Origin of the sequence: Allomuricauda sp. ARW1Y1 (assembly GCF_013407935.1) — a bacterium.
GTDB lineage: Bacteria > Bacteroidota > Bacteroidia > Flavobacteriales > Flavobacteriaceae > Flagellimonas.
The window spans coordinates 871,252-890,574 of the sequence record NZ_JACBZU010000002.1 but is presented as its reverse complement, the minus strand read 5'-3'; the positions used below and the strand labels follow the sequence as shown (position 1 = coordinate 890,574).

Sequence of the window (19,323 nt, the reverse complement as noted above, 5' to 3'; positions counted from 1 at the left end):
TTTCTTTTCTATAGCAAATCCAATACGCGCTCCAAGGCCATTCCCCTAGAACCTTTTATCAAAACGGCTCCTTTTTCCAAAGGATTTCTTTGTAGATACTTTTTTAGATCATCAAAAGACGGGAATGTGGGCAGTGACGTTTCGGTGGCATGAAAATTTTCGCCCACCAAATACGCTTGATCAAACTGGAACTTCTCTACCATATCCGCAATCGTCTGATGTTCTTCCTTCGCGGTATTGCCCAATTCGAACATGTCCCCCAAAATAAGGGCTTTTTTGTCCGCGGCCATCATCACAAAATTCTCCAAAGCAGCTTTCATGCTTGTGGGATTGGCGTTATAGGCATCCAAAACAATATCATAACCGTTTTTGGATAGGATTTGCGAGCGATTGTTTTGAGGGGAATAGTGCTCCAGGGCCTGTTTGATAGCTTCCAAGGGAACATTGAAATATTTTCCGATCAGAATGGCGGCACAGCAATTGGTGAAATTATACTTGCCGATGAGTTGGGTCTGTATGGGCATGCCCTCTACTTGGATGGATACGTAGGGGTTTGCGCCGAGGTATTGTATGTTGTAATAGGTGGGGTCGCTGGTACTGAAACCAATTTTTTTGGTGTAGTTTTGCAGTTTTTCTTTCTGGATGGGGTCGTCGGCATTGAGAAAAATGAAATTATTGTCGGCCATTAAATGGGCGTAAAGCTCGCTTTTTCCCCGAATCACCCCTTCCACGCCGCCAAAACCTTCAAGATGGGCCTTGCCAAAATTGGTGATATACCCAAAATCGGGCTGTGCGATACTGCTCAATAGTTCGATTTCTCCTTGGTGATTGGCCCCCATTTCCACAATGGCGATTTCGGTTTCGTTTTGAATGGAAAGCAAGGTCAAGGGAACCCCAATGTGATTGTTGAGGTTGCCTTTGGTGGCAACAGTTCTGTATTTTTTGGAGAGCACGGCATTGATAAGCTCCTTGGTAGTGGTCTTCCCATTACTGCCCGTCAAGGATAAAATCTTCGCCTTGGACTGTTTCCTGTGGAATTGGGCCAGTTGCTGCAATGTGTTCAGCACATCATCAAAAACGATGCATCGGTCACCGGCGAAGGATTCTTCATCAACGACAGCGTAAGCGGCTCCCTTTTTAAGAGCTTCCTGCGCAAAGGCGTTACCGTTAAAATTTGGGCCTTTTAAGGCAAAAAACAGACAGTTTTCGGTGATTTTCCGGGTGTCCGTACAAATTGTGGGATGCTCCAAAAATAGAGCGTGCAACTCTTCCAATGTCATAAATCGAAGATAAAAAAAAGCCCCGACCTTTTGGGCCGGGGCTTTTAAAATGATCTCATAATTTATCTTGCCTTCTTATGACGTACTGTTTTGTTGGATCTTGATTTTGATCCCACTCTTGACATAGCACATCTAAAGCCAATATCGTCGGTTGCCATATACTGTGGCAAATATCTACGTTGTGCAGGATCTAACCAGTATGCCCTGTCTCTCCAAGAACCACCTTTGTACACGCGAACCTCGTTGTTGATCAGAGAAGTTCTATAGTTGGATTCATCATATTGACGAACCAATTCACCATCTTCATTACGCTCTACTTTATGTTTAGGGGCATCATACATTCTTTGGTTGTCGTCCTCATCCGCAAAACGGCTAAAGAATCTGGAGGAACCTGGGTCACCATCCCTAAATCCGCGGTTATCGCTCTTATCGAAATTGGTTCTCAAGTAAGTTTCCTCCTCAGTTACCGGTACTTCCTTGATTTCTCCGGGAAGGTTGATGGCGACAATTTTACCGTTGGGCAGTGTATCGTAAACAATTTTGTCTTCCAAGATTTCTACTTTTCCATCTTCACCGATAGCTTTTTTCATGAAGACGTTACCACGGTAATAGTTGAAATCGCTGATTTCGTCATCCACAATAGGACGGTATACGTCGGCCACCCACTCGTTTACGTTTCCGGCCATGTCGTATAGGCCAAAATCGTTGGGTTTGTATGATTTTACTTGGGCAGTAATGTCGGCGCCGTCATCGGACCAGCCTGCGATACCGCCGTAATCCCCTTTTCCTTGTTTAAAGTTGGCCAATTGGTCTCCACGGCCTACGCGTTGTCCATTACGGGTATAGTCGCCTTCCCAAGGATATTTTTTTCTACCTCTGTAGTTGTTGTATTCCCTTGTTCCCACAAGTGCTTGAGCGGCATATTCCCACTCTGTTTCGGTGGGGAGTCTATATTCTGGCATGATCACACCGCTGCTTCTTTTGGCAAAAGTGTTGATGGAATCTCTTTTTTGTTTTCCTTGCAAGGAATCTATTTGACCGCCATAAACAGATTCTGGATTGTTCAGGTAAGCCTCTGTACTAAAGGTGCCATTGACTTCGCCGTTCAACACTTTGTATTTGGCATCTTCGGCAAGGTATCCTTCCCTTTCCAACATCACCTCGTTCACCCTATCGGTTCTCCATTCGGCATATTGGGTCGCTTGAACCCAGTTTACGCCCACTACAGGATATTCCGCATAGGCAGGGTGCCTTAGGTAGTTATTGGTCATGGTTTCGTTAAAGCCTAATCGGTTTCTCCATACCAAAGTGTCAGGAAGAGCTCCTTCATAAATATTGGCATATGTTGGATTGTCGGGAGGATAGACCTCTTTCAAATAATCCAAGTACTCCAAATACATTACGTTGGTAACCTCGGTTTCGTCCATATAAAAAGATTGGACGTGCTGTTGCGTTGGTGTATTGTTCCAATCGTGCATTACATCATCTTGGACTTTACCTTTGGTGAACGTTCCACCCTCTACAAATACGGTCCCTGGAGGCGTTTCTTGCTCCTTGAAGTCAGAATTGTATTGAAATCCGCCTTCTTTGGCATTGATTTTCCATCCAGTGGCTCTGGAAACATTCTTGGATGAAGAAGAGTTTTTACAACTGGAAAAACCTCCCATTACAACGGCGCAAGAAAGTACAACTTTGATTAAGTGTTTTTTCATAATTTGGGCTTAAGTACTTTAAAACCTGTGCTTTTCAATTCAGGTAATTTAGTCTTGTTTTGATTTTTTTAAACCTTCGATGGCATTAGAACGATGTTTTTACCATTATATTTTGTGCTCATCAAATATTTCTGGCCATGCCTCATTTCTGAACATGCCACATCATTGTAACGGTGTTTGGTGCCAATTAGTATGGAAAGGATGCTTTTTAACGGATTGGAAAAGTTGCAGGTGTGGTTTATTACCTTTTAACCAAAATACTGATGTTTTGGACGATTAACATTAAAATTATGTATCGAGATATAAGATTTTTGTCAAAACACCGTTTAATTTGTACTGTTTCAAAAACTTTAATTGAAACGAGGACTAGACGAATTGCTAAAATTTTAGAATGAAAAAGTTATTAATCGTGGTTGCTTTCCTTGTAATTGCACCACAGCTTAGCGCTCAACAAGAAAGAGCAATCACCACAGCTGTTCCCTTTTTGACCATTGCGGCCGATGCAAGGGCCTCTGGTATGGGAGATATGGGTGTTGCCACTTCTTTCGATGTGTATTCCCAACAATGGAACCCTGCCAAATATGCATTCGCTGACCGTAAAATGGGAATCGGGGCCAGTTATACCCCTTATTTGGAAAGTATCGTGAACGATGTTTCCTTGTTGAACGCCAACTTTTACAACAAATTGAACGATCGAAGCGCATTTGCCTTTGGTTTGCGCTATTTTGGTTTGGGTGAAATCGAACTACGACAAACCTTTGACCAAACAGCGACCATTGTTAAGCCCAACGAATTTGCGTTGGACGGTTCGTACGCCCTAAAATTGAGCCAATCCTTTTCCATGGCCGTTGCAGGACGTTTTATCAGTTCTAACTTAAGATTTCAAGATGGTACGCAAGACTCGCAAGCTGCCAATTCTTTTGCGGTTGATGTAGCCGGTTTTTACCGTTCCCCAGAAATCGCATATCAAAACTTTGATGGCCGTTGGAGAGCAGGTTTCAATATTTCCAATTTGGGTGGTTCCATCCAATACGATGAGGGCGGACAAGAGAACTTTTTGCCCACCAACCTTAAATTTGGAGGCGGATTCGATTTTATTTTCGATCAAGACAATATATTGGCCATCAACACGGAGTTTAACAAACTATTGGTGCCTACGCCAAGGGATTTCAATGGTGACGGACAAATTACCGTTGAGGACAATGATGAATACCAACAAATCGGATTCTTTAGTGGAATCTTTGAGTCGTTTGGGGACGCACCCGGTGGATTCAGCGAAGAGTTGAAGGAAGTAACATGGGCTCTGGGAGCTGAGTACCGCTTTAGGGAAGCTTTTATGTTGCGTAGTGGTTATTTTAACGAGAGCGAGGAAAAAGGTTCAAGAAAATTCTTTACGCTTGGGGCCGGATTTAAGTACAAAACAGCACAAATCGACCTTTCCTATCTCTTCTCCACCTCACAAGTTAGAAACCCATTGGAAAACACCTTGCGATTCTCGCTTAGGTTCGATATCGGTGAGGAGTTTTACAACGACTAAAAGCATAGCAAAATACATAACACAAAAAAACCTGTCCTCGGACAGGTTTTCTTATTTTTGGAATACACGCGACAGTACATGAAAAAAAAGAAAATTGCTTTTGATCTGCTCATCTTCGATACACTATCAGACTTGTCACAAAACGACCAAAAATTGTTAAAGGATGCCATAACGGCCCGCTCTGATGCCTACGCACCCTATTCCAAGTTCAAGGTTGGCGCGGCAGTACTTTTGGAAAATGGCGAAGTCGTTATCGGCAATAATCAGGAAAATGCTTCCTATCCTTCGGGACTTTGTGCAGAAAGGGTAGCGGTTTTTCAAGCAGGTGCCAGATTTCCAGGAGTTCCAATCACTGCAATAGCCATCAGTACCTTGCCCTCTCTGAAAGCGGATGCAATTCCGGCTGCGCCTTGCGGTAACTGTAGGCAATCCATTGTCGAATACGAGCAGAGGCATCAGTCGCCCATATCCCTCATTATGGGCTCGGAAAAAGGCCCCATTTACAAATGTAGCTCCATGGGCGATATACTGCCCTTGGTCTTCGATGGCTCATTTTTGAATGATTCTTAATTCAAATCTTTTTCCAAAACAGATATATATGTATTTTTGCTGTCCCCGACCACAGGGGAAATTCATTTAATACTACTGTAGATGAAAAAAATCACCAAAGAAGTTTACCTTAAATGGTATGAGGACATGTTTTTCTGGAGGAAATTCGAGGATAAACTTGCCGCTGTGTATATTCAACAAAAAGTAAGAGGGTTTCTTCACCTGTACAATGGACAGGAAGCCGTTTTGGCAGGTGCGCTTCATGCCATGGACCTTGAAAAGGACCGCATGATCACTGCTTATCGAAACCACGTCCAGCCGATAGGTATGGGAGTGGACCCAAGAAAGGTGATGGCGGAACTGTATGGAAAAGTAACAGGTACTTCCAAAGGAATGGGAGGTTCCATGCACATATTCTCCAAAGAACACCGCTTTTATGGTGGACACGGTATCGTAGGGGGACAAATCCCTCTAGGTGCTGGTTTGGCGTTTGCCGATAAATATTTTAAAAGGGACTCTGTAACCCTTTGTTATATGGGTGATGGGGCCGTTAGACAGGGTTCCCTGCACGAGGCCTTCAACCTGGCCATGTTGTGGCAATTGCCTGTGGTCTTTGTATGTGAGAACAATGGTTATGCCATGGGAACTTCAGTAGCGCGTACATCACACTCCACCGATATCTGGAAATTGGGTCTTGGTTATGAGATGCCATGCGGCCCTGTGGATGGAATGGATCCTGCCATCGTAGCGAAAGAAATGGACAAAGCCATTGAGCGTGCCAGAACAGGAGGCGGGCCCACTTTCTTGGAGATGAAAACCTACAGGTATCGCGGTCACTCCATGTCGGATGCGCAGCATTACAGAACAAAAGAAGAAGTAGAAGAGTATAAAAAGATAGACCCAATCACTCAGGTAAAAGACGTCATCCTTGAGAAAGGTTATGCCACCGAAGACGACCTTAAGAAGATTGACAAGAAGGTGAAGGATTTGGTGAAAGAGTGCGAGAAATTTGCCGAAGAGTCGGACTTCCCTCCATTGGAGCAATTGTACGATACGGTTTACGAGCAAGAGGACTATCCATTTTTACAACATAAATTATAATTAGATGGCAGAAGTAATCAACATGCCTAGATTGAGCGATACCATGGAAGAAGGAACCGTGGCAAAATGGCTCAAGAACGTAGGGGACAAAGTCGAAGAAGGGGATATTTTGGCCGAAATCGAAACCGATAAGGCCACTATGGAATTTGAATCTTTCCATCAAGGAACGTTACTCCATATCGGAATACAGGAAGGAGAAGGAGCCCCGGTTGATTCACTTTTGGCCATAATTGGAGAAGAAGGAGAAGATATCTCCGGTCTGTTGAACGGTAGTGCAGAGGGTGGTTCAAGCGCATCCGAAGAAGAAAAGGATGCCGAGCCCGAAGCAGAGGAGAGTTCAGCTGACGACGATAGCAACGGGGCCGCCGAGATTCCTGATGGAGTTGAAATCGTGACCATGCCCCGTTTGAGCGATACCATGGAAGAAGGAACCGTGGCCAGCTGGTTGAAAAATGTAGGGGACAAAGTCGAAGAAGGCGATATTTTGGCCGAAATCGAAACGGATAAGGCGACCATGGAGTTCGAATCGTTCTACGCAGGAACCTTGTTGCACATCGGAATCCAAGAGGGCGAAGGAGCTCCGGTCGATTCACTTTTGGCCATAATTGGCCCAGAAGGAACCGATGTGGATGCAGTGCTGAAAGCTCAATCATCCGGTGGTTCCAAGAGCAAGCCTAAAAAAGAGGCTTCCAAGGAAGAAGAAGCATCAACAACTGAAGATACTTCCCAAAAAGAAGCAACGACAACTACCACACAGGACGGTCAGCGCATATTTGCCTCACCATTGGCCAAAAAGATTGCCGATGAGAAAGGCATCAACCTGGCCGATGTAAAAGGTACGGGCGATAATGGTAGAATTGTCAAAAAAGACATTGAAAACTTCAAGCCTTCGGCACAGCCAGCCGCACCAGCTACATCCGATAAAGCTGCAGAAGCTGCTGCGCCGGTAGCTCCAGTGAACTTGCCTGTGGGAGAGGAAAGTGTGGAAGAAGTGAAAAACTCCACCATGCGCAAGGTGATAGCCAAGCGTTTGGGCGAGTCCAAATTTACAGCGCCACATTACTATCTTACCATCGAGGTGGATATGGACAATGCAAAAGCATCCCGTGCGCAAATCAATAATTTGCCGGATACCAAAGTTTCGTTCAACGATATGGTATTGAAAGCATGCGCCATGGCCCTTAAAAAGCACCCTCAAGTAAACACTACTTGGAATGGCGACACTACCATTTACAAGCATCATGTGCACATGGGCGTAGCTGTAGCCGTGGATGAAGGTTTGGTGGTTCCCGTGATCAAGTTTGCAGACCAGATGACCTTGAGTCAATTGGGAAGTTCCGTAAAAGATTTGGCAGGTAGGGCGAGAGGCAAAAAAATCAAGCCAGAAGAAATGGAAGGAAGTACCTTCACGGTTTCTAACTTAGGTATGTTTGGCATTCAGGAGTTTACTTCCATTATCAATCAGCCTAACTCGGCCATTCTATCTGTCGGAGCCATTGTAGAGAAACCCGTTGTGAAAAATGGGGAAATCGTCGTGGGAAGTACCATGAAAGTTACTTTGGCCTGTGACCACAGAACCGTTGATGGTGCTACTGGAGCCCAGTTCCTTCAAACTTTGAGGGCATACTTGGAAAATCCAGTGACCATGTTGGCATAGACATTCCATAACTTATACATAGAAAGCATCCTTTTCGGGATGCTTTTTTTATCTTTAGAACATTCAAAAAACAACAGGAATGAAACTTTTGTATTCTATTTTTGCCGCACTGATCATGGTAAGTTGCGGTTCTGGTCAAATGACCCAAACCCCTTTCGCTCCAACGACTGCTGACCGAATCGGTGAAATGATGAACTACTTGGCAAGCAACGACCTTAAGGGTAGGGAAGCGGGAACTGAAGGCATTGAAATGGCAGCTGTTTATATCGAGAATTACTTCAAGTCGTACGGACTTGCACCTTATTTTGAAAGTTACAGGGATACCCTTTCCAATTTTCAAAAGCCATCTTACAATCTAGTGGGTATGATAGAGGGTAATGATCCGGAGTTAAAAGATGAATTTATTTTGATTGGCGCGCACTATGACCATATTGGAGTTGTAAATCCCGAAAATGGTGACGCCATAGCCAATGGGGCCAATGACAATGCCTCGGGAACCATTAGTGTTTTGGAAATGGCCCGTTATTTTGCAACACAGAAAACCAATAAGCGCAGCCTAATTTTTGCCCTGTTCAGTGCTGAAGAAAAAGGCTTGTTGGGATCAAAGCATTTGGCCAAGAAGCTGAAAGAAGAGGGGTTGAATCTCTACACCATGCTCAATTTTGAAATGACAGGGGTGCCCATGCAGGACAAAGATTATTTAATGTACATCACAGGATATGAAATGTCCAATTTGGCAAAGGTCAGTAACACCTATGCCGGAGAAAATTTGGTTGGGTTTCTGCCCACTGCAAAGGAGTTCAATCTGTATCAGCGATCGGATAATTACCCATTTCATCAGGAGTTTGGTGTGCCTTCGCATACCTTCTGCACGTTTGATTTTACCAATTTCGCTTATTACCACAAACCGGGGGATGAAGCGGGGTTAATGGATTTTGAACACATGTCTACTGTGGTGAACAAAACCATTCCAGTCATAGAAAAAATAGCCAATGCAGCCAATCAAGAAATTAAGTTAAACTAAGTTCAAAATATCGCATCGAGCGTCTGGCGGATGTATGGGCAGAACAGGTAAGGTGTGAAGGTTTTTACAGATTCCCGATTTCTCGGGAATGATAAATACAATAACATATGGCCAATATCATAATAACAGGAACGAGCAGGGGAATAGGATTTGAACTGGTGAAACTTTTTGCAAGGGAAGGACATCAGGTGTTGGCCTTGTCCCGCAATGATGCACCGATAAAGAAGCTCAATTTACCCAATGTGGACTCCTTTCCGTTTGATTTGGGCAATCCAAAGGACTATCAAAAGCTATTGGACTTTTTGGAAGATTGGCATGTGGTGGACGTACTCATAAACAATGCAGGTAGTTTGTTGAACAAACCTTTTTCTGAAACGACTGCTGAGGAATTTGAAAGGGTTTACAAAGTAAATGTCTTTGGCGTGGCCGAAATGACAAGGGCCGTTTTGCCTATAATGGGACAAGAAGGACATGTGGTAACGGTAAGCTCCATGGGTGGCGTGCAGGGTAGCATGAAGTTTCCGGGACTATCCGCGTACAGTTCCAGCAAAGGGGCCGTGATTACGCTAACCGAACTTTTGGCCGAAGAATATAAAGAAACAGGACCCAGTTTTAATGTGTTGGCCTTGGGAGCGGTTCAAACAGAAATGTTGGAGGAAGCCTTTCCGGGGTACAAAGCTCCCGTTACCGCCTTGGAAATGGCGACCTATATCAAGGATTTCGCATTGACAGGACAAAAACTCTACAATGGCAAGTTGCTGCAGGTGAGCAATAGTACGCCTTAAAAAAGAATGAAATTTGGTAAAAAACTTTGATGCCTAGTTATCCGAAGAGTCAGTCTTTTTACCATTATTTCTTTGCATAGATTTTATTGTCATCAGTCCATCAATATGTTCATGTAAAGATGGATCAATGGCGTTTAACATTGGATCCAAAATGAAATCTATCCCCTCTTTTCTTGCGAATTTTGCGGCAGGAACAAAATCACTGTCCCCGGCTATTAAAATCATTTGGTCAACACGTTCCTTAAACGCTAGTGTCGCAATATCCAAACCTATTTTCATGTCTACAGCTTTTTGAGACAAAGGATATTCAACATCGAATTCATTAAGGTCTTGGATTTGCTTTTTTCCTGATATTAAATCTTTTGTATGACGGGATTTTATATTCCATTGCCTAGAACTATTCTTAAGAAAACCGAGACGTAATGCAATTTTTCTTTGTTTTTTTAATTCGGTGAAAAGAGTGCTCCGGAATTTGAAAATGTCAGTTCTTTTAAAACTAAAAGCTTTTCCCGTTATTGGATGATGTGAATCACCTTGAAAAGGTTCAGCATCATAGTAGAAAATCCTATACAATTCTGTGGGAGGCAATCCATAACGAAATCTATAGTCATTTATTCTTTGAATATGCCTAAAACAATATGAAACTAAATTCTTAGCTACCAAATCAGGAGAGTCTGATTTATTGAAACCTTTTATATATGAGTATCTCTTGATGAAGAAACCTCCATCAATCAAAAAAGCAGTTTTCATATCTACAAATAAAAAAAGTCCAAAGTCAGTATTTGCCGCTATAACACCTTTAGCAAATAAATTGTCTAAAGGTGGCAAATCCGCTCCTTGGACATTATTTACAAAAATATAAATCTTTGTTTATTTATCAAAAACTGTTCCTGAAACTATTTTTTGTAAAGACAATTTCAAGCATTACCAACAATTTATAACTTTACAATAGTGAACGACACCCTTCAAAAATATCTTCCGGAGCTTGCCGTAGGTCCCTGTTTTGAATTGATCAAAACCCACGGGGTGCACTTGAAAATTGTGAATCATCGCGTTACCCGACATGGGGATTACCGCAGATTGCCGAACGGACTGCACCTGATTACTGTCAATGCTTCACTCAACAAATATCGATTCTTGATTACGCTCGTCCACGAAATCGCGCATTTGGTGGCCTTCGAAAGCTATGGTCGTCGAATAAAACCGCACGGAATGGAGTGGAAGCGTACCTTTCAGCATTTAATGGTGCCTTTTATACGGCCGGAGGTGTTTCCGTCACAATTGCTGCCCATCATTGCGAATCATTTTAAAAACCCAAAGGCGAGCAGTAGCACGGATGCGAGGTTGTCCATCGCGTTAAAATCGTTTGACGAGGAAGAGCGGGAACATCAGTATGTGTATGAGTTGCCCACAGGAAGTGTTTTTAGGTTGTACAATGGTCGATTATTCAAAAAAGGGAACAAAAAAGTAAAGCGATACGAATGCGTGGAATTGTCCACTGGCAGAGTATATTTGTTTCAGCCGAATGCCGAAGTGGAGTTAGTTGAATAAACCATCCGTAATGAAAAATCAAAATGGATTCCTGCCTGCGCAGGAATGGAAGAACATATACAAATGAACAAGAATTATTACGCCGTATTGATGGCCGGGGGAGTGGGTTCCCGGTTTTGGCCCGTGAGTACATCCGCCAACCCAAAGCAGTTTCACGATATGTTGGGAACGGGAAAAACCTTGATCCAAAAGACCTTTGATCGTTTGAACCGATTTATTCCAACAGAAAACATTTTAATCCTCACCAATGAACGCTACAACGATTTGGTATTGGAACAATTGCCTATGGTGAAACAGGATCAAGTGGTGTTGGAACCTGCCATGCGCAATACCGCACCCTGCATCTTGTATGCATCACTCAAGATTCAGAAAATGAATCCTAATGCCGTTATGATCGTGGCGCCCAGTGACCATTGGATTGAGGATGAGGCGGCTTTTGAAAACGATGTGATTGCCTGTTTTGATAAGTGTCAACAGGAAGAAGCCCTTTGCACCTTGGGCATACAGCCAACCTTCCCCAATACCGGCTTTGGCTACATCGAATTTGAAAAAGGAAGTGACGACAACCTGAAAAAGGTGTCTCAGTTCCGTGAAAAACCAGATTATGAAACTGCAAAGGAATTCTTGGCACAGGGGAACTTTTTGTGGAATGCGGGAATTTTTATGTGGAGCGTGGAAACCATCGTGAATGCTTTCGAAAAATATCAGCCCAATCAATATGCATTGTTTGAAAAAGGGATTTCTACCTACAACACAGCAAAGGAGACGGCCTTTATTCAAGAAAACTATGCCAAGGCAGAAAACATATCCATCGATTACGCTATCTTGGAACAATCTAAATCCATTTACACTTTGCCCGCCACCTTCGATTGGAACGATCTGGGGACTTGGGGCGCATTGTATGATAAATTGGACAAGGACCCAAATGAGAATGCAGTCGTGAATGCCAAAACGCTGTTGGAAAATGCCAAGGGCAACATGATTCGTACGCCTAAGGATAAAGTGGTCGTTGTGGATGGTCTGGAAGATTATATCATTGTGGATAAAGAAGACGTACTTTTGATTTATCCAAAGGATAAACAACAGGATATAAAAAAGGTGTTGAACCAAGTAAAGGATTCGTTTGGGGACCAGTTTGCATAATACATGAGTGAAGATCAAAAACAAATGGACACTTCTCCCGGTCAGGATAGCGGGGATGAGGTGAAAAAGGATTTTAAGGGGCTGTTGGGGAGTGTACGCAAGTTTCTCTCCGATTTATTGGAAATTCGGTCCAATACGGATGCGGCAGCCACCAAGGAATCCATTATAGCGGATATCCCTTTTAAAGGGCATACCTCTTGGATTTTGGTGTGTTCCATTTTTATTGCATCCATTGGGTTGAATGCCAACTCTACCGCAGTGGTAATTGGAGCAATGCTTATCTCCCCTTTGATGGGTCCCATTTTGGGGATGGGCATGTCGTTGGCCATCAATGACATCGATACGTTGCGACGATCGCTTAAAAACTTCACGGTTATGGTCACCTTGAGTGTCATTACCGCATTTTTGTTTTTCTACCTTTTTCCTTTAAGGGATGAATCCTCCGAGTTGCTCGCCCGTACCAAGCCCGATATTCGGGATGTGCTCATAGCATTTTTCGGTGGACTTGCCTTGGTAATTGCACGTGCCAAAAAAGGGACCATCGCCAGTGTTATTTTCGGTGTGGCCATTGCTACTGCCCTGATGCCTCCACTCTGTACGGTCGGTTTTGGATTAGCCATTGGGAAGCCATGGTATGCTGCAGGGGCGATGTACCTGTTTATCATCAACACCATATTTATAGGTTTGGCCACTTTTTTGGTCATTAAGTTTTTGCGATTTCCAATGGTGCGCTATGCCAATTCGCAGCGAAGAAGACTCATCGCACGTTTAGCCTCCATTACCGGTATTTTGGTAATGATTCCTGCTGGGTTCACTTTCTATAATGTGTTCCAAGAATCCCTTTTTATGAAACAGGCCCAAAGTTTTTTGCAGGAAACCGTGGAAATCTATCAATTTGAGGGTGCTGGAAGGTATGTGGACAATCTGACCAAATTGGAATATGTGGATGATGGAACTTCGCTGATTGAAGTTGTATTTATGGGGGATGAGGCCGTTCCGGAGAATGTCGTCAACACTTGGCGCACACAAAAAAGCCAGTACAATAGGCTCAAGGATGCCGAGTTGCACATTATTCAAGGGGGGAAGGACGATTCTGAGGAGAAGTTCAATTATGTGAGCGAACTGTACGAAAAGAACAAGGCCGAACTCTTGAACAAGGATGAACAGATCAGGTTATTGGAGGAAGAATTGGCTAGCTTGACCAAGAACGCGGGCAAACAGATTCCATTTCAAAATATTAGCGCGGAGGCCAAGGCCAACTATCAAAATATTGAGTCCTTGGGATTTTCCTACCAGCTACGTACCGATTTCAAAAAGGTGGATACCATTCCGGTTTTTGAAGTGGATTGGAAGAACGGCGTCAGTGCTTCCCAAAAGCAGGCCGACACCAAAAAGATGTTGGCTTGGCTAAAACTTCGTTTGCAGGATAGCACCTTGGTCATCAAAGAGGCCAACTGATTTGTTTTGATACCTTCAAACTAGTTACGCTCTTCAATGTACATCTGCCGTACCTTTTTAAACAGCTCGGAAGAGTAAACAAAGTTGGTCACGGCCTCATTATCCGTCTTGAAAATTTCCTTATTGGTCCCTTCCCATTCCTTAAGGCCATTTTTTAGGAAAATAATCTTTTCCCCGATCTCCATCACAGAGTTCATATCGTGGGTGTTGATTACGGTAGTGATATCGTATTCTTGGGTGATTTCTTGGATAAGGTTATCAATCAGCATGGCCGTTTTGGGGTCAAGTCCAGAATTGGGCTCATCGCAGAACAGGTATTTGGGGTTCATTACAATGGCGCGGGCTATGGCCACCCTTTTTTGCATTCCCCCGGAAATTTCCGCAGGATATCGTTTATGGGCATCAACCAGATTGACCCGTTTCAGCACAAAATCCACACGATCTTGTTTTTCGGACTGTGATTGATTGGTGAACATATCCAAAGGGAACATCACGTTGCCTTCCACCGTCATGGAATCAAAAAGGGCACTGCCTTGGAAAACCATGCCCATTTCTTGCCTCAAATTTCTTCGTTCCTTTATGGAAAGTTCGGAATAGCAATTACCGTTGTAGTAAATATTGCCTTCATCGGGTTCAAAAAGGCCAAGCAGACATTTGATAAAAACGGTTTTACCCGATCCACTCTGTCCAATGATCAAGTTGGTCTTCCCTTTTTCGAACTCTGTGGAAATACCTTTTAATACGTGGTTGTCCCCGAAGGATTTGTGTATGTTTTCTACCTGTATCATTAGCCCAGCAACAATTGCGTTAGTACATAATTCGCTATAATGATCACCACACTGGTCCATACAAAGGAGGTGGTACTGGCTTTTCCGACCTCAAGTGCACCGCCTGTCATGTAAAATCCATGGTAGGAGGGTACCGTTGCTATCACAAAGGCAAACACGACCGATTTAATGAATGCATAGGTCACGTGGTACGAATCAAAATCCATTTGTAGTCCCTGTATAAAATCCCCACTTGGTGCAAAACCACCAAATACTGCGGCGACCCATCCGCCCAAAATACCCACAAACATGGAAATGGCAACCGCGAAGGGGTACATCATCGTGGCGATAATTTTTGGAAAAACTAGGTAGTTCAGTGAGTTGATGCCCATAACCTCTAGGGCATCAATCTGTTCGGTAACCCGCATGGTCCCAATACTAGAGGTGATGTAGGAGCCCACTTTACCTGCCATGATGATGGAGGTAAAGGTCGGGGCAAATTCCAAAATAACCGATTGCCTGGTCGCAAATCCTATCAAACTTTTTGGGAGTAGGGGATTGTTCAGGTTGAGAGCGGTCTGTATGGTAACAACACCTCCAATAAAAAAGGAGATGAAGATGATGATGCCCATGGCCCCAAAAATCAACTCATCAATTTCCTTGAGGATCAAGGTCTTCATGATGCGCCACTTGGTAGGTTTTTTAAATACTTCCCAAACCATGATGAAGTATTTTCCAATCGCTGCTAGGTATTTCATGCGTTTAATGGACTTGAGGTGATAAAAATAAGAATATTGTGGAGCATTTAACCTTCATTTAAATTTTTAAACGGCAGAAATCAATAGTTTTGTTCTTATTTGAATAAATCCTTTTATGAGAACGACCAACCTTATCCTTTCCGTTTTGGCTTTGAGCATGATCAGTCTAACCTATGGCCAACGAAGAAAAAATACTGCCCCAGAACCGCAACCTGCTCCAATTGCGCATCAGCCTAAATTGGTGGTCGGTATTGTGGTGGACCAAATGCGCTACGATTATCTCACCCGTTTTTGGAATCAATATGGGGAGGGCGGTTTTAAACGGTTGGTAAACGAAGGTTTCAATTGTAAAAACAACCATTTTAACTATGCGCCTACCAGTACAGGGCCAGGACATACCTCTGTTTACACGGGAACAACCCCTGCGGTACACGGTATTATCGGCAATGATTGGTTCGACAAGGAATTGGGAAAAGACGTCTACTGTGCAGGCGATGATGCCTATGAATCTGTGGGTACTACATCGGATTTGGGAAAAATGTCGCCACACCGAATGTTGACCACCACCATTACCGATCAATTGCGGTTACATACCCAAATGCGTGGGAAGGTAATCGGTGTTGCCTTGAAGGATAGAGGGGCCATACTTCCTGCAGGACATGCCGCCAATGCGGCCTATTGGTTTGAAGGAGGTGAAACCGGAAATTGGATCACCAGTTCCTATTATATGGATGAATTGCCACAATGGGTAGCCGATTTTAACGCTTCCGATAAGGTTGAGGCATACAAAAAGCCTTGGACTACCCTAAAACCGATTGAAACTTATGTTGAAAGTGGATTGGATGCGAATACCTACGAAGGATTGCAGAAGGGAGAGAGTACTAATGCCTTTCCCCATGATTTGCCGGCCATTTGGGACCAAAACGGTCAGTTCGATTTGATCAGGAGAAGCCCTTATGGAAATAGCATTACGGCTGATTTTGCGTTGGCCGCTTTGGAAGGAGAGGATTTGGGAGCGGATACCATAACCGATTTCTTGGCTATCAGTTTCTCAAGCACGGATTACGTAGGTCACTTTTTTGGAGTGAATTCCAAAGAAATCGAGGATACCTACATTAGACTAGACCAAGATTTGGAAAGAATTTTATCGACTTTGGACGAAAAAGTGGGCAAAGGTGAATACACCGTTTTCCTGACCGCCGATCACGCGGCGATTCACGTTCCTTCTTTTTTGATGGATGCAAAGATTCCCGCCGGATATTTGGATATGGGTGGCATGCGCGAAAAGTTCAATACATTTCTTCAATACACTTATGGGACTACCGATGTGGTGAGAGATCTATCCAATTATCAACTGTTTTTGGACCATACCATTCTGGCCAATTTGGATATCGATCTGGATGATGCTCAAGAGGCCATCGCCAAAGAATTACTTTCTTATGAGGGAATTGCCCAGGTATATACAGCGCATCAAATGTGGGAGAATGAGTATACCAAGGGGATTCCATACATTTTGCAAAATGGGTATAACCAAAAACGTTCCGGGGATGTGCTCTTGGTGCCCAATGTAGGCTTTATCTCTTATAGCCGAACAGGTTCTACCCATGGTTCCCCACAGATTTATGATACCCATGTCCCCCTTTTATTATATGGGAAAGGCATTCAACAGGGAAGTACGGTAAACCGCACGGAGATTTCCGATATAGCCCCTACCATTGCCACTTTATTGGGAATCGCTTTCCCAAATGGTACAACCGGGCAACCTATTGGCGAGGTGTTGAAATTTGACTAAAAACGGTAAAGGAATCCATTATTTTCTATCCACGATCAATTTTTTGACAATTCTTTCGCCCATTTCATCATAATAGATGAGGAAGTAGATGCCATTGGCAAGTGACTGGATATTTAGTTGATTCGTGTTAAACTTACGCAATACAAGTCTTTTGTTGACATCATAGATTTCGACCAGGAATTGGTATTTGTCCACCTTTTCAATGTAAATGAAATCCTTGGCAGGGTTGGGGTAAATAAATATCTCATCGCCACGTATTTCCATGGGCTCGGGTTCTATTGGTTCCACCGAAGATGTTACTTCGATGATGCCATCGCAATTTTCATCAACCTGGTTACCTATGATTTCAGTAGCGCTTGGATTGATGTTGGCATTGTTGTCATCACAGTCATCCACATTGTTGAACCCATCGCCGTCTAGGTCATCGTCAAGCGTGGTCGGATTGCAGTCATCGTCAATGCCGTTGTAGGGAACCTCCTCCGAATCTGGATTGATGCTGGCATTGGAGTCATCGCAATCATTTGCATTGTTGAACCCGTCTTGGTCAAGGTCATCATCCAAGGTGGCAGGATCACAGTCATCATCGATACCGTTGTATGGGATTTCTTCTGCACCCGGGTTGATGTTAGCGTTGTTGTCATCACAGTCATCCACATTGTTGAACCCATCGCCGTCTAGGTCATCGTCAAGCGTGGTCGGATCGCAGTCATCATCAATACCGTTGTAGGTAACCTCTATTGCATCTGGGTTGATGTTGGCATTGCTGTCGTCACAGTCCTCGGCATTATCAAAGTTGTCACCGTCAAGGTCATCATCAGGAGTGGTGGGGTCACAGTCATCATCGATACCGTTATATGGGATTTCTTCTGCGCCCGGGTTGATGTTGGCGTTGTTGTCATCACAGTCCTCGGCATTATCAAAGTCGTCACCGTCAAGGTCATCATCAGGAGTGGTGGGGTCACAGTCATCGTCAATGCCGTTGTATGGGATTTCTTCTGCACCCGGGTTGATGTTGGCATTGTTGTCATCACAGTCCTCGGCATTATCAAAGTTGTCACCGTCAAGGTCATCGTCAGGGGTGGCCGGATCACAGTCATCGTCGATACCGTTGTAAGGAATCTCATCTACATTGGGGTTGATGCTGGGGTTATCATCGTTGCAGTCATTGATTTCGAATTCTTTTGTCGAATACCCGTTGCCTGGGGACAGGCACTGTTGTTGGGATAACTGGGACCCGAAGAAGCCGTCATTGTCATTGTCGACCCCGAGGTACCATACCGTATTTGGATTTATGGCTGGGTCGTTGTCATCACAATCTTCAGCATTATTGTAGCCATCGTTGTCCAAATCATCATCCGGAGTGTTAGGGTCACAATCGTCATCGATACCGTTGTATGGGATTTCTCCTGCATCCGGGTTGATGTTGGCATTGTCGTCGTCACAGTCCTCGGCATTATCAAAGTTGTCACCGTCAAGGTCATCATCAGGAGTGGTGGGGTCACAATCATCGTCGATACCGTTGTATGGGATTTCTTCTGCACCCGGGTTGATGTTGGCATTGCTGTCGTCACAGTCCTCGGCATTATCAAAGTTGTCACCGTCAAGGTCATCGTCAGGAGTGGTCGGGTCACAATCATCGTCGATACCGTTGTATGGGATTTCTTCTGCATCCGGGTTGATGTTGGCGTTGCTGTCGTCACAGTCCTCGGCATTATCAAAGTTGTCACCGTCAAGGTCATCGTCAGGAGTGGTCGGGTCACAATCATCATCGATACCGTTGTATGGGATTTCTTCGGCATCTGGGTTGATGTTAGCGTTGCTGTCATCACAGTCCTCGGCAGTATCAAAGTTGTCACCGTCAAGGTCATCATCAGGAGTGGTGGGGTCACAGTCATCGTCAATGCCGTTGTATGGGATTTCTTCTGCACCCGGGTTGATGTTGGCATTGCTGTCGTCACAGTCCTCGGCAGTATCAAAGTCGTCACCGTCAAGGTCATCATCAGGAGTGGTGGGGTCACAGTCATCGTCGATACCGTTGTATGGGATTTCTTCTGCACCCGGGTTGATGTTGGCATTGTTGTCGTCACAGTCCTCGGCATTATTAAAGTCGTCACCGTCAAGGTCATCATCAGGAGTGGTGGGGTCACAGTCATCGTCGATACCGTTGTATGGGATTTCTTCTGCACCCGGGTTGATGTTGGCATTCTGT

Annotated in this window: 16 protein-coding genes; 10 read left to right on the top strand and 6 right to left on the bottom strand. The window is 44.1% G+C overall.

The features are described 5' to 3' along the window. Positions 1 to 8 precede the first annotated feature (8 nt). Together murF and gldJ are read right to left on the bottom strand one after the other, a co-directional pair. Complete coding sequence (murF, locus tag GGE08_RS08990) at positions 9 to 1,280, bottom strand: UDP-N-acetylmuramoyl-tripeptide--D-alanyl-D-alanine ligase (protein WP_179384538.1); 1,272 nt, start codon at positions 1,278 to 1,280, stop codon at positions 9 to 11. Positions 1,281 to 1,342: 62 nt separating this feature from the next. Next, positions 1,343 to 2,992, bottom strand: a complete 1,650-nt coding sequence (gene gldJ, locus GGE08_RS08985) for a gliding motility lipoprotein GldJ (protein WP_179384537.1) — start codon at positions 2,990 to 2,992, stop codon at positions 1,343 to 1,345. Positions 2,993 to 3,383: 391 nt separating this feature from the next. Here gldJ and porV point away from each other — a divergent pair, with 391 nt between their 5' ends. The 6 genes from porV (at position 3,384) to GGE08_RS08955 (ending at position 9,645) form a co-directional block, all read left to right on the top strand. After that, positions 3,384 to 4,529 carry a type IX secretion system outer membrane channel protein PorV gene (gene porV / locus GGE08_RS08980; protein WP_179384536.1) on the top strand — a complete coding sequence of 382 codons (1,146 nt, stop codon included), beginning with the start codon at positions 3,384 to 3,386 and terminating at the stop codon, positions 4,527 to 4,529. A gap of 78 nt (positions 4,530 to 4,607) precedes the next feature. Beyond that, positions 4,608 to 5,099, top strand: coding sequence for a cytidine deaminase (gene cdd, locus GGE08_RS08975; RefSeq protein WP_179384535.1), 492 nt, complete (start codon positions 4,608 to 4,610; stop codon positions 5,097 to 5,099). Between the two features lie 81 nt (positions 5,100 to 5,180). Next, positions 5,181 to 6,179: a pyruvate dehydrogenase (acetyl-transferring) E1 component subunit alpha gene (gene pdhA / locus GGE08_RS08970; RefSeq protein WP_127140643.1), complete on the top strand. Its 999-nt coding sequence runs from the start codon at positions 5,181 to 5,183 to the stop codon at positions 6,177 to 6,179. 4 nt (positions 6,180 to 6,183) lie between these two features. Next, complete coding sequence (locus tag GGE08_RS08965; protein ID WP_179384534.1) at positions 6,184 to 7,836, top strand: pyruvate dehydrogenase complex dihydrolipoamide acetyltransferase; 1,653 nt, start codon at positions 6,184 to 6,186, stop codon at positions 7,834 to 7,836. A 79-nt stretch (positions 7,837 to 7,915) separates the two neighbouring features. Continuing rightward, positions 7,916 to 8,860, top strand: coding sequence for a M20/M25/M40 family metallo-hydrolase (locus GGE08_RS08960; protein WP_179384533.1), 945 nt, complete (start codon positions 7,916 to 7,918; stop codon positions 8,858 to 8,860). 107 nt (positions 8,861 to 8,967) lie between these two features. Further along, positions 8,968 to 9,645 carry an SDR family oxidoreductase gene (locus GGE08_RS08955; protein ID WP_179384532.1) on the top strand — a complete coding sequence of 226 codons (678 nt, stop codon included), beginning with the start codon at positions 8,968 to 8,970 and terminating at the stop codon, positions 9,643 to 9,645. Between the two features lie 33 nt (positions 9,646 to 9,678). Here GGE08_RS08955 and GGE08_RS08950 read toward each other — a convergent pair whose 3' ends face one another. Continuing rightward, positions 9,679 to 10,473, bottom strand: coding sequence for an NYN domain-containing protein (locus GGE08_RS08950; RefSeq protein WP_179384531.1), 795 nt, complete (start codon positions 10,471 to 10,473; stop codon positions 9,679 to 9,681). A 123-nt stretch (positions 10,474 to 10,596) separates the two neighbouring features. Here GGE08_RS08950 and GGE08_RS08945 point away from each other — a divergent pair, with 123 nt between their 5' ends. From GGE08_RS08945 to GGE08_RS08935, 3 genes are all read left to right on the top strand, one after another. Further along, the gene (locus GGE08_RS08945) at positions 10,597 to 11,196 is read left to right on the top strand and encodes a SprT-like domain-containing protein (protein ID WP_179384530.1); all 600 of its coding nucleotides are present in this window, start codon (positions 10,597 to 10,599) and stop codon (positions 11,194 to 11,196) included. A 63-nt stretch (positions 11,197 to 11,259) separates the two neighbouring features. Continuing rightward, positions 11,260 to 12,339, top strand: coding sequence for a mannose-1-phosphate guanylyltransferase (locus GGE08_RS08940; RefSeq protein ID WP_179384529.1), 1,080 nt, complete (start codon positions 11,260 to 11,262; stop codon positions 12,337 to 12,339). A gap of 3 nt (positions 12,340 to 12,342) precedes the next feature. Next, on the top strand, positions 12,343 to 13,797 hold the full coding sequence (locus GGE08_RS08935) for a DUF389 domain-containing protein (RefSeq protein ID WP_179384528.1): 1,455 nt from the start codon (positions 12,343 to 12,345) through the stop codon (positions 13,795 to 13,797). Positions 13,798 to 13,817: 20 nt separating this feature from the next. On the opposite strand, the gene GGE08_RS08930 is transcribed toward GGE08_RS08935, so the two are convergent. Together GGE08_RS08930 and GGE08_RS08925 are read right to left on the bottom strand one after the other, a co-directional pair. Continuing rightward, positions 13,818 to 14,585, bottom strand: coding sequence for an ABC transporter ATP-binding protein (locus GGE08_RS08930; RefSeq protein WP_179384527.1), 768 nt, complete (start codon positions 14,583 to 14,585; stop codon positions 13,818 to 13,820). Continuing rightward, positions 14,585 to 15,322, bottom strand: a complete 738-nt coding sequence (locus tag GGE08_RS08925) for an MlaE family ABC transporter permease (RefSeq protein ID WP_179384526.1) — start codon at positions 15,320 to 15,322, stop codon at positions 14,585 to 14,587. Before GGE08_RS08925 ends, GGE08_RS08930 begins: the two co-directional genes overlap by 1 nt. A 115-nt stretch (positions 15,323 to 15,437) precedes the next feature. Here GGE08_RS08925 and pafA point away from each other — a divergent pair, with 115 nt between their 5' ends. After that, a complete protein-coding gene (gene pafA, locus GGE08_RS08920) occupies positions 15,438 to 17,114 on the top strand; it encodes an alkaline phosphatase PafA (protein ID WP_179384525.1) in 1,677 nt (558 codons plus the stop codon). An 18-nt stretch (positions 17,115 to 17,132) separates the two neighbouring features. Here pafA and GGE08_RS08915 read toward each other — a convergent pair. Further along, positions 17,133 to 19,323: T9SS type A sorting domain-containing protein (locus tag GGE08_RS08915; protein ID WP_179384524.1), on the bottom strand; the 2,191-nt coding region annotated here is incomplete at its 5' end.

What these genes read in the sequence shown, in the direction of transcription:
- murF (WP_179384538.1), bottom strand. Translation starts at nt 1,280, where the DNA reads ATGACATTGGAAGAGTTGCACGCTCTATTTTTGGAGCATCCCACAATT.
- gldJ (WP_179384537.1), bottom strand. Translation starts at nt 2,992, where the DNA reads ATGAAAAAACACTTAATCAAAGTTGTACTTTCTTGCGCCGTTGTAATG.
- porV (WP_179384536.1), top strand. Translation starts at nt 3,384, where the DNA reads ATGAAAAAGTTATTAATCGTGGTTGCTTTCCTTGTAATTGCACCACAG.
- cdd (WP_179384535.1), top strand. Translation starts at nt 4,608, where the DNA reads ATGAAAAAAAAGAAAATTGCTTTTGATCTGCTCATCTTCGATACACTA.
- pdhA (WP_127140643.1), top strand. Translation starts at nt 5,181, where the DNA reads ATGAAAAAAATCACCAAAGAAGTTTACCTTAAATGGTATGAGGACATG.
- GGE08_RS08965 (WP_179384534.1), top strand. Translation starts at nt 6,184, where the DNA reads ATGGCAGAAGTAATCAACATGCCTAGATTGAGCGATACCATGGAAGAA.
- GGE08_RS08960 (WP_179384533.1), top strand. Translation starts at nt 7,916, where the DNA reads ATGAAACTTTTGTATTCTATTTTTGCCGCACTGATCATGGTAAGTTGC.
- GGE08_RS08955 (WP_179384532.1), top strand. Translation starts at nt 8,968, where the DNA reads ATGGCCAATATCATAATAACAGGAACGAGCAGGGGAATAGGATTTGAA.
- GGE08_RS08940 (WP_179384529.1), top strand. Translation starts at nt 11,260, where the DNA reads ATGAACAAGAATTATTACGCCGTATTGATGGCCGGGGGAGTGGGTTCC.
- GGE08_RS08935 (WP_179384528.1), top strand. Translation starts at nt 12,343, where the DNA reads ATGAGTGAAGATCAAAAACAAATGGACACTTCTCCCGGTCAGGATAGC.
- GGE08_RS08930 (WP_179384527.1), bottom strand. Translation starts at nt 14,585, where the DNA reads ATGATACAGGTAGAAAACATACACAAATCCTTCGGGGACAACCACGTA.
- GGE08_RS08925 (WP_179384526.1), bottom strand. Translation starts at nt 15,322, where the DNA reads ATGAAATACCTAGCAGCGATTGGAAAATACTTCATCATGGTTTGGGAA.
- pafA (WP_179384525.1), top strand. Translation starts at nt 15,438, where the DNA reads ATGAGAACGACCAACCTTATCCTTTCCGTTTTGGCTTTGAGCATGATC.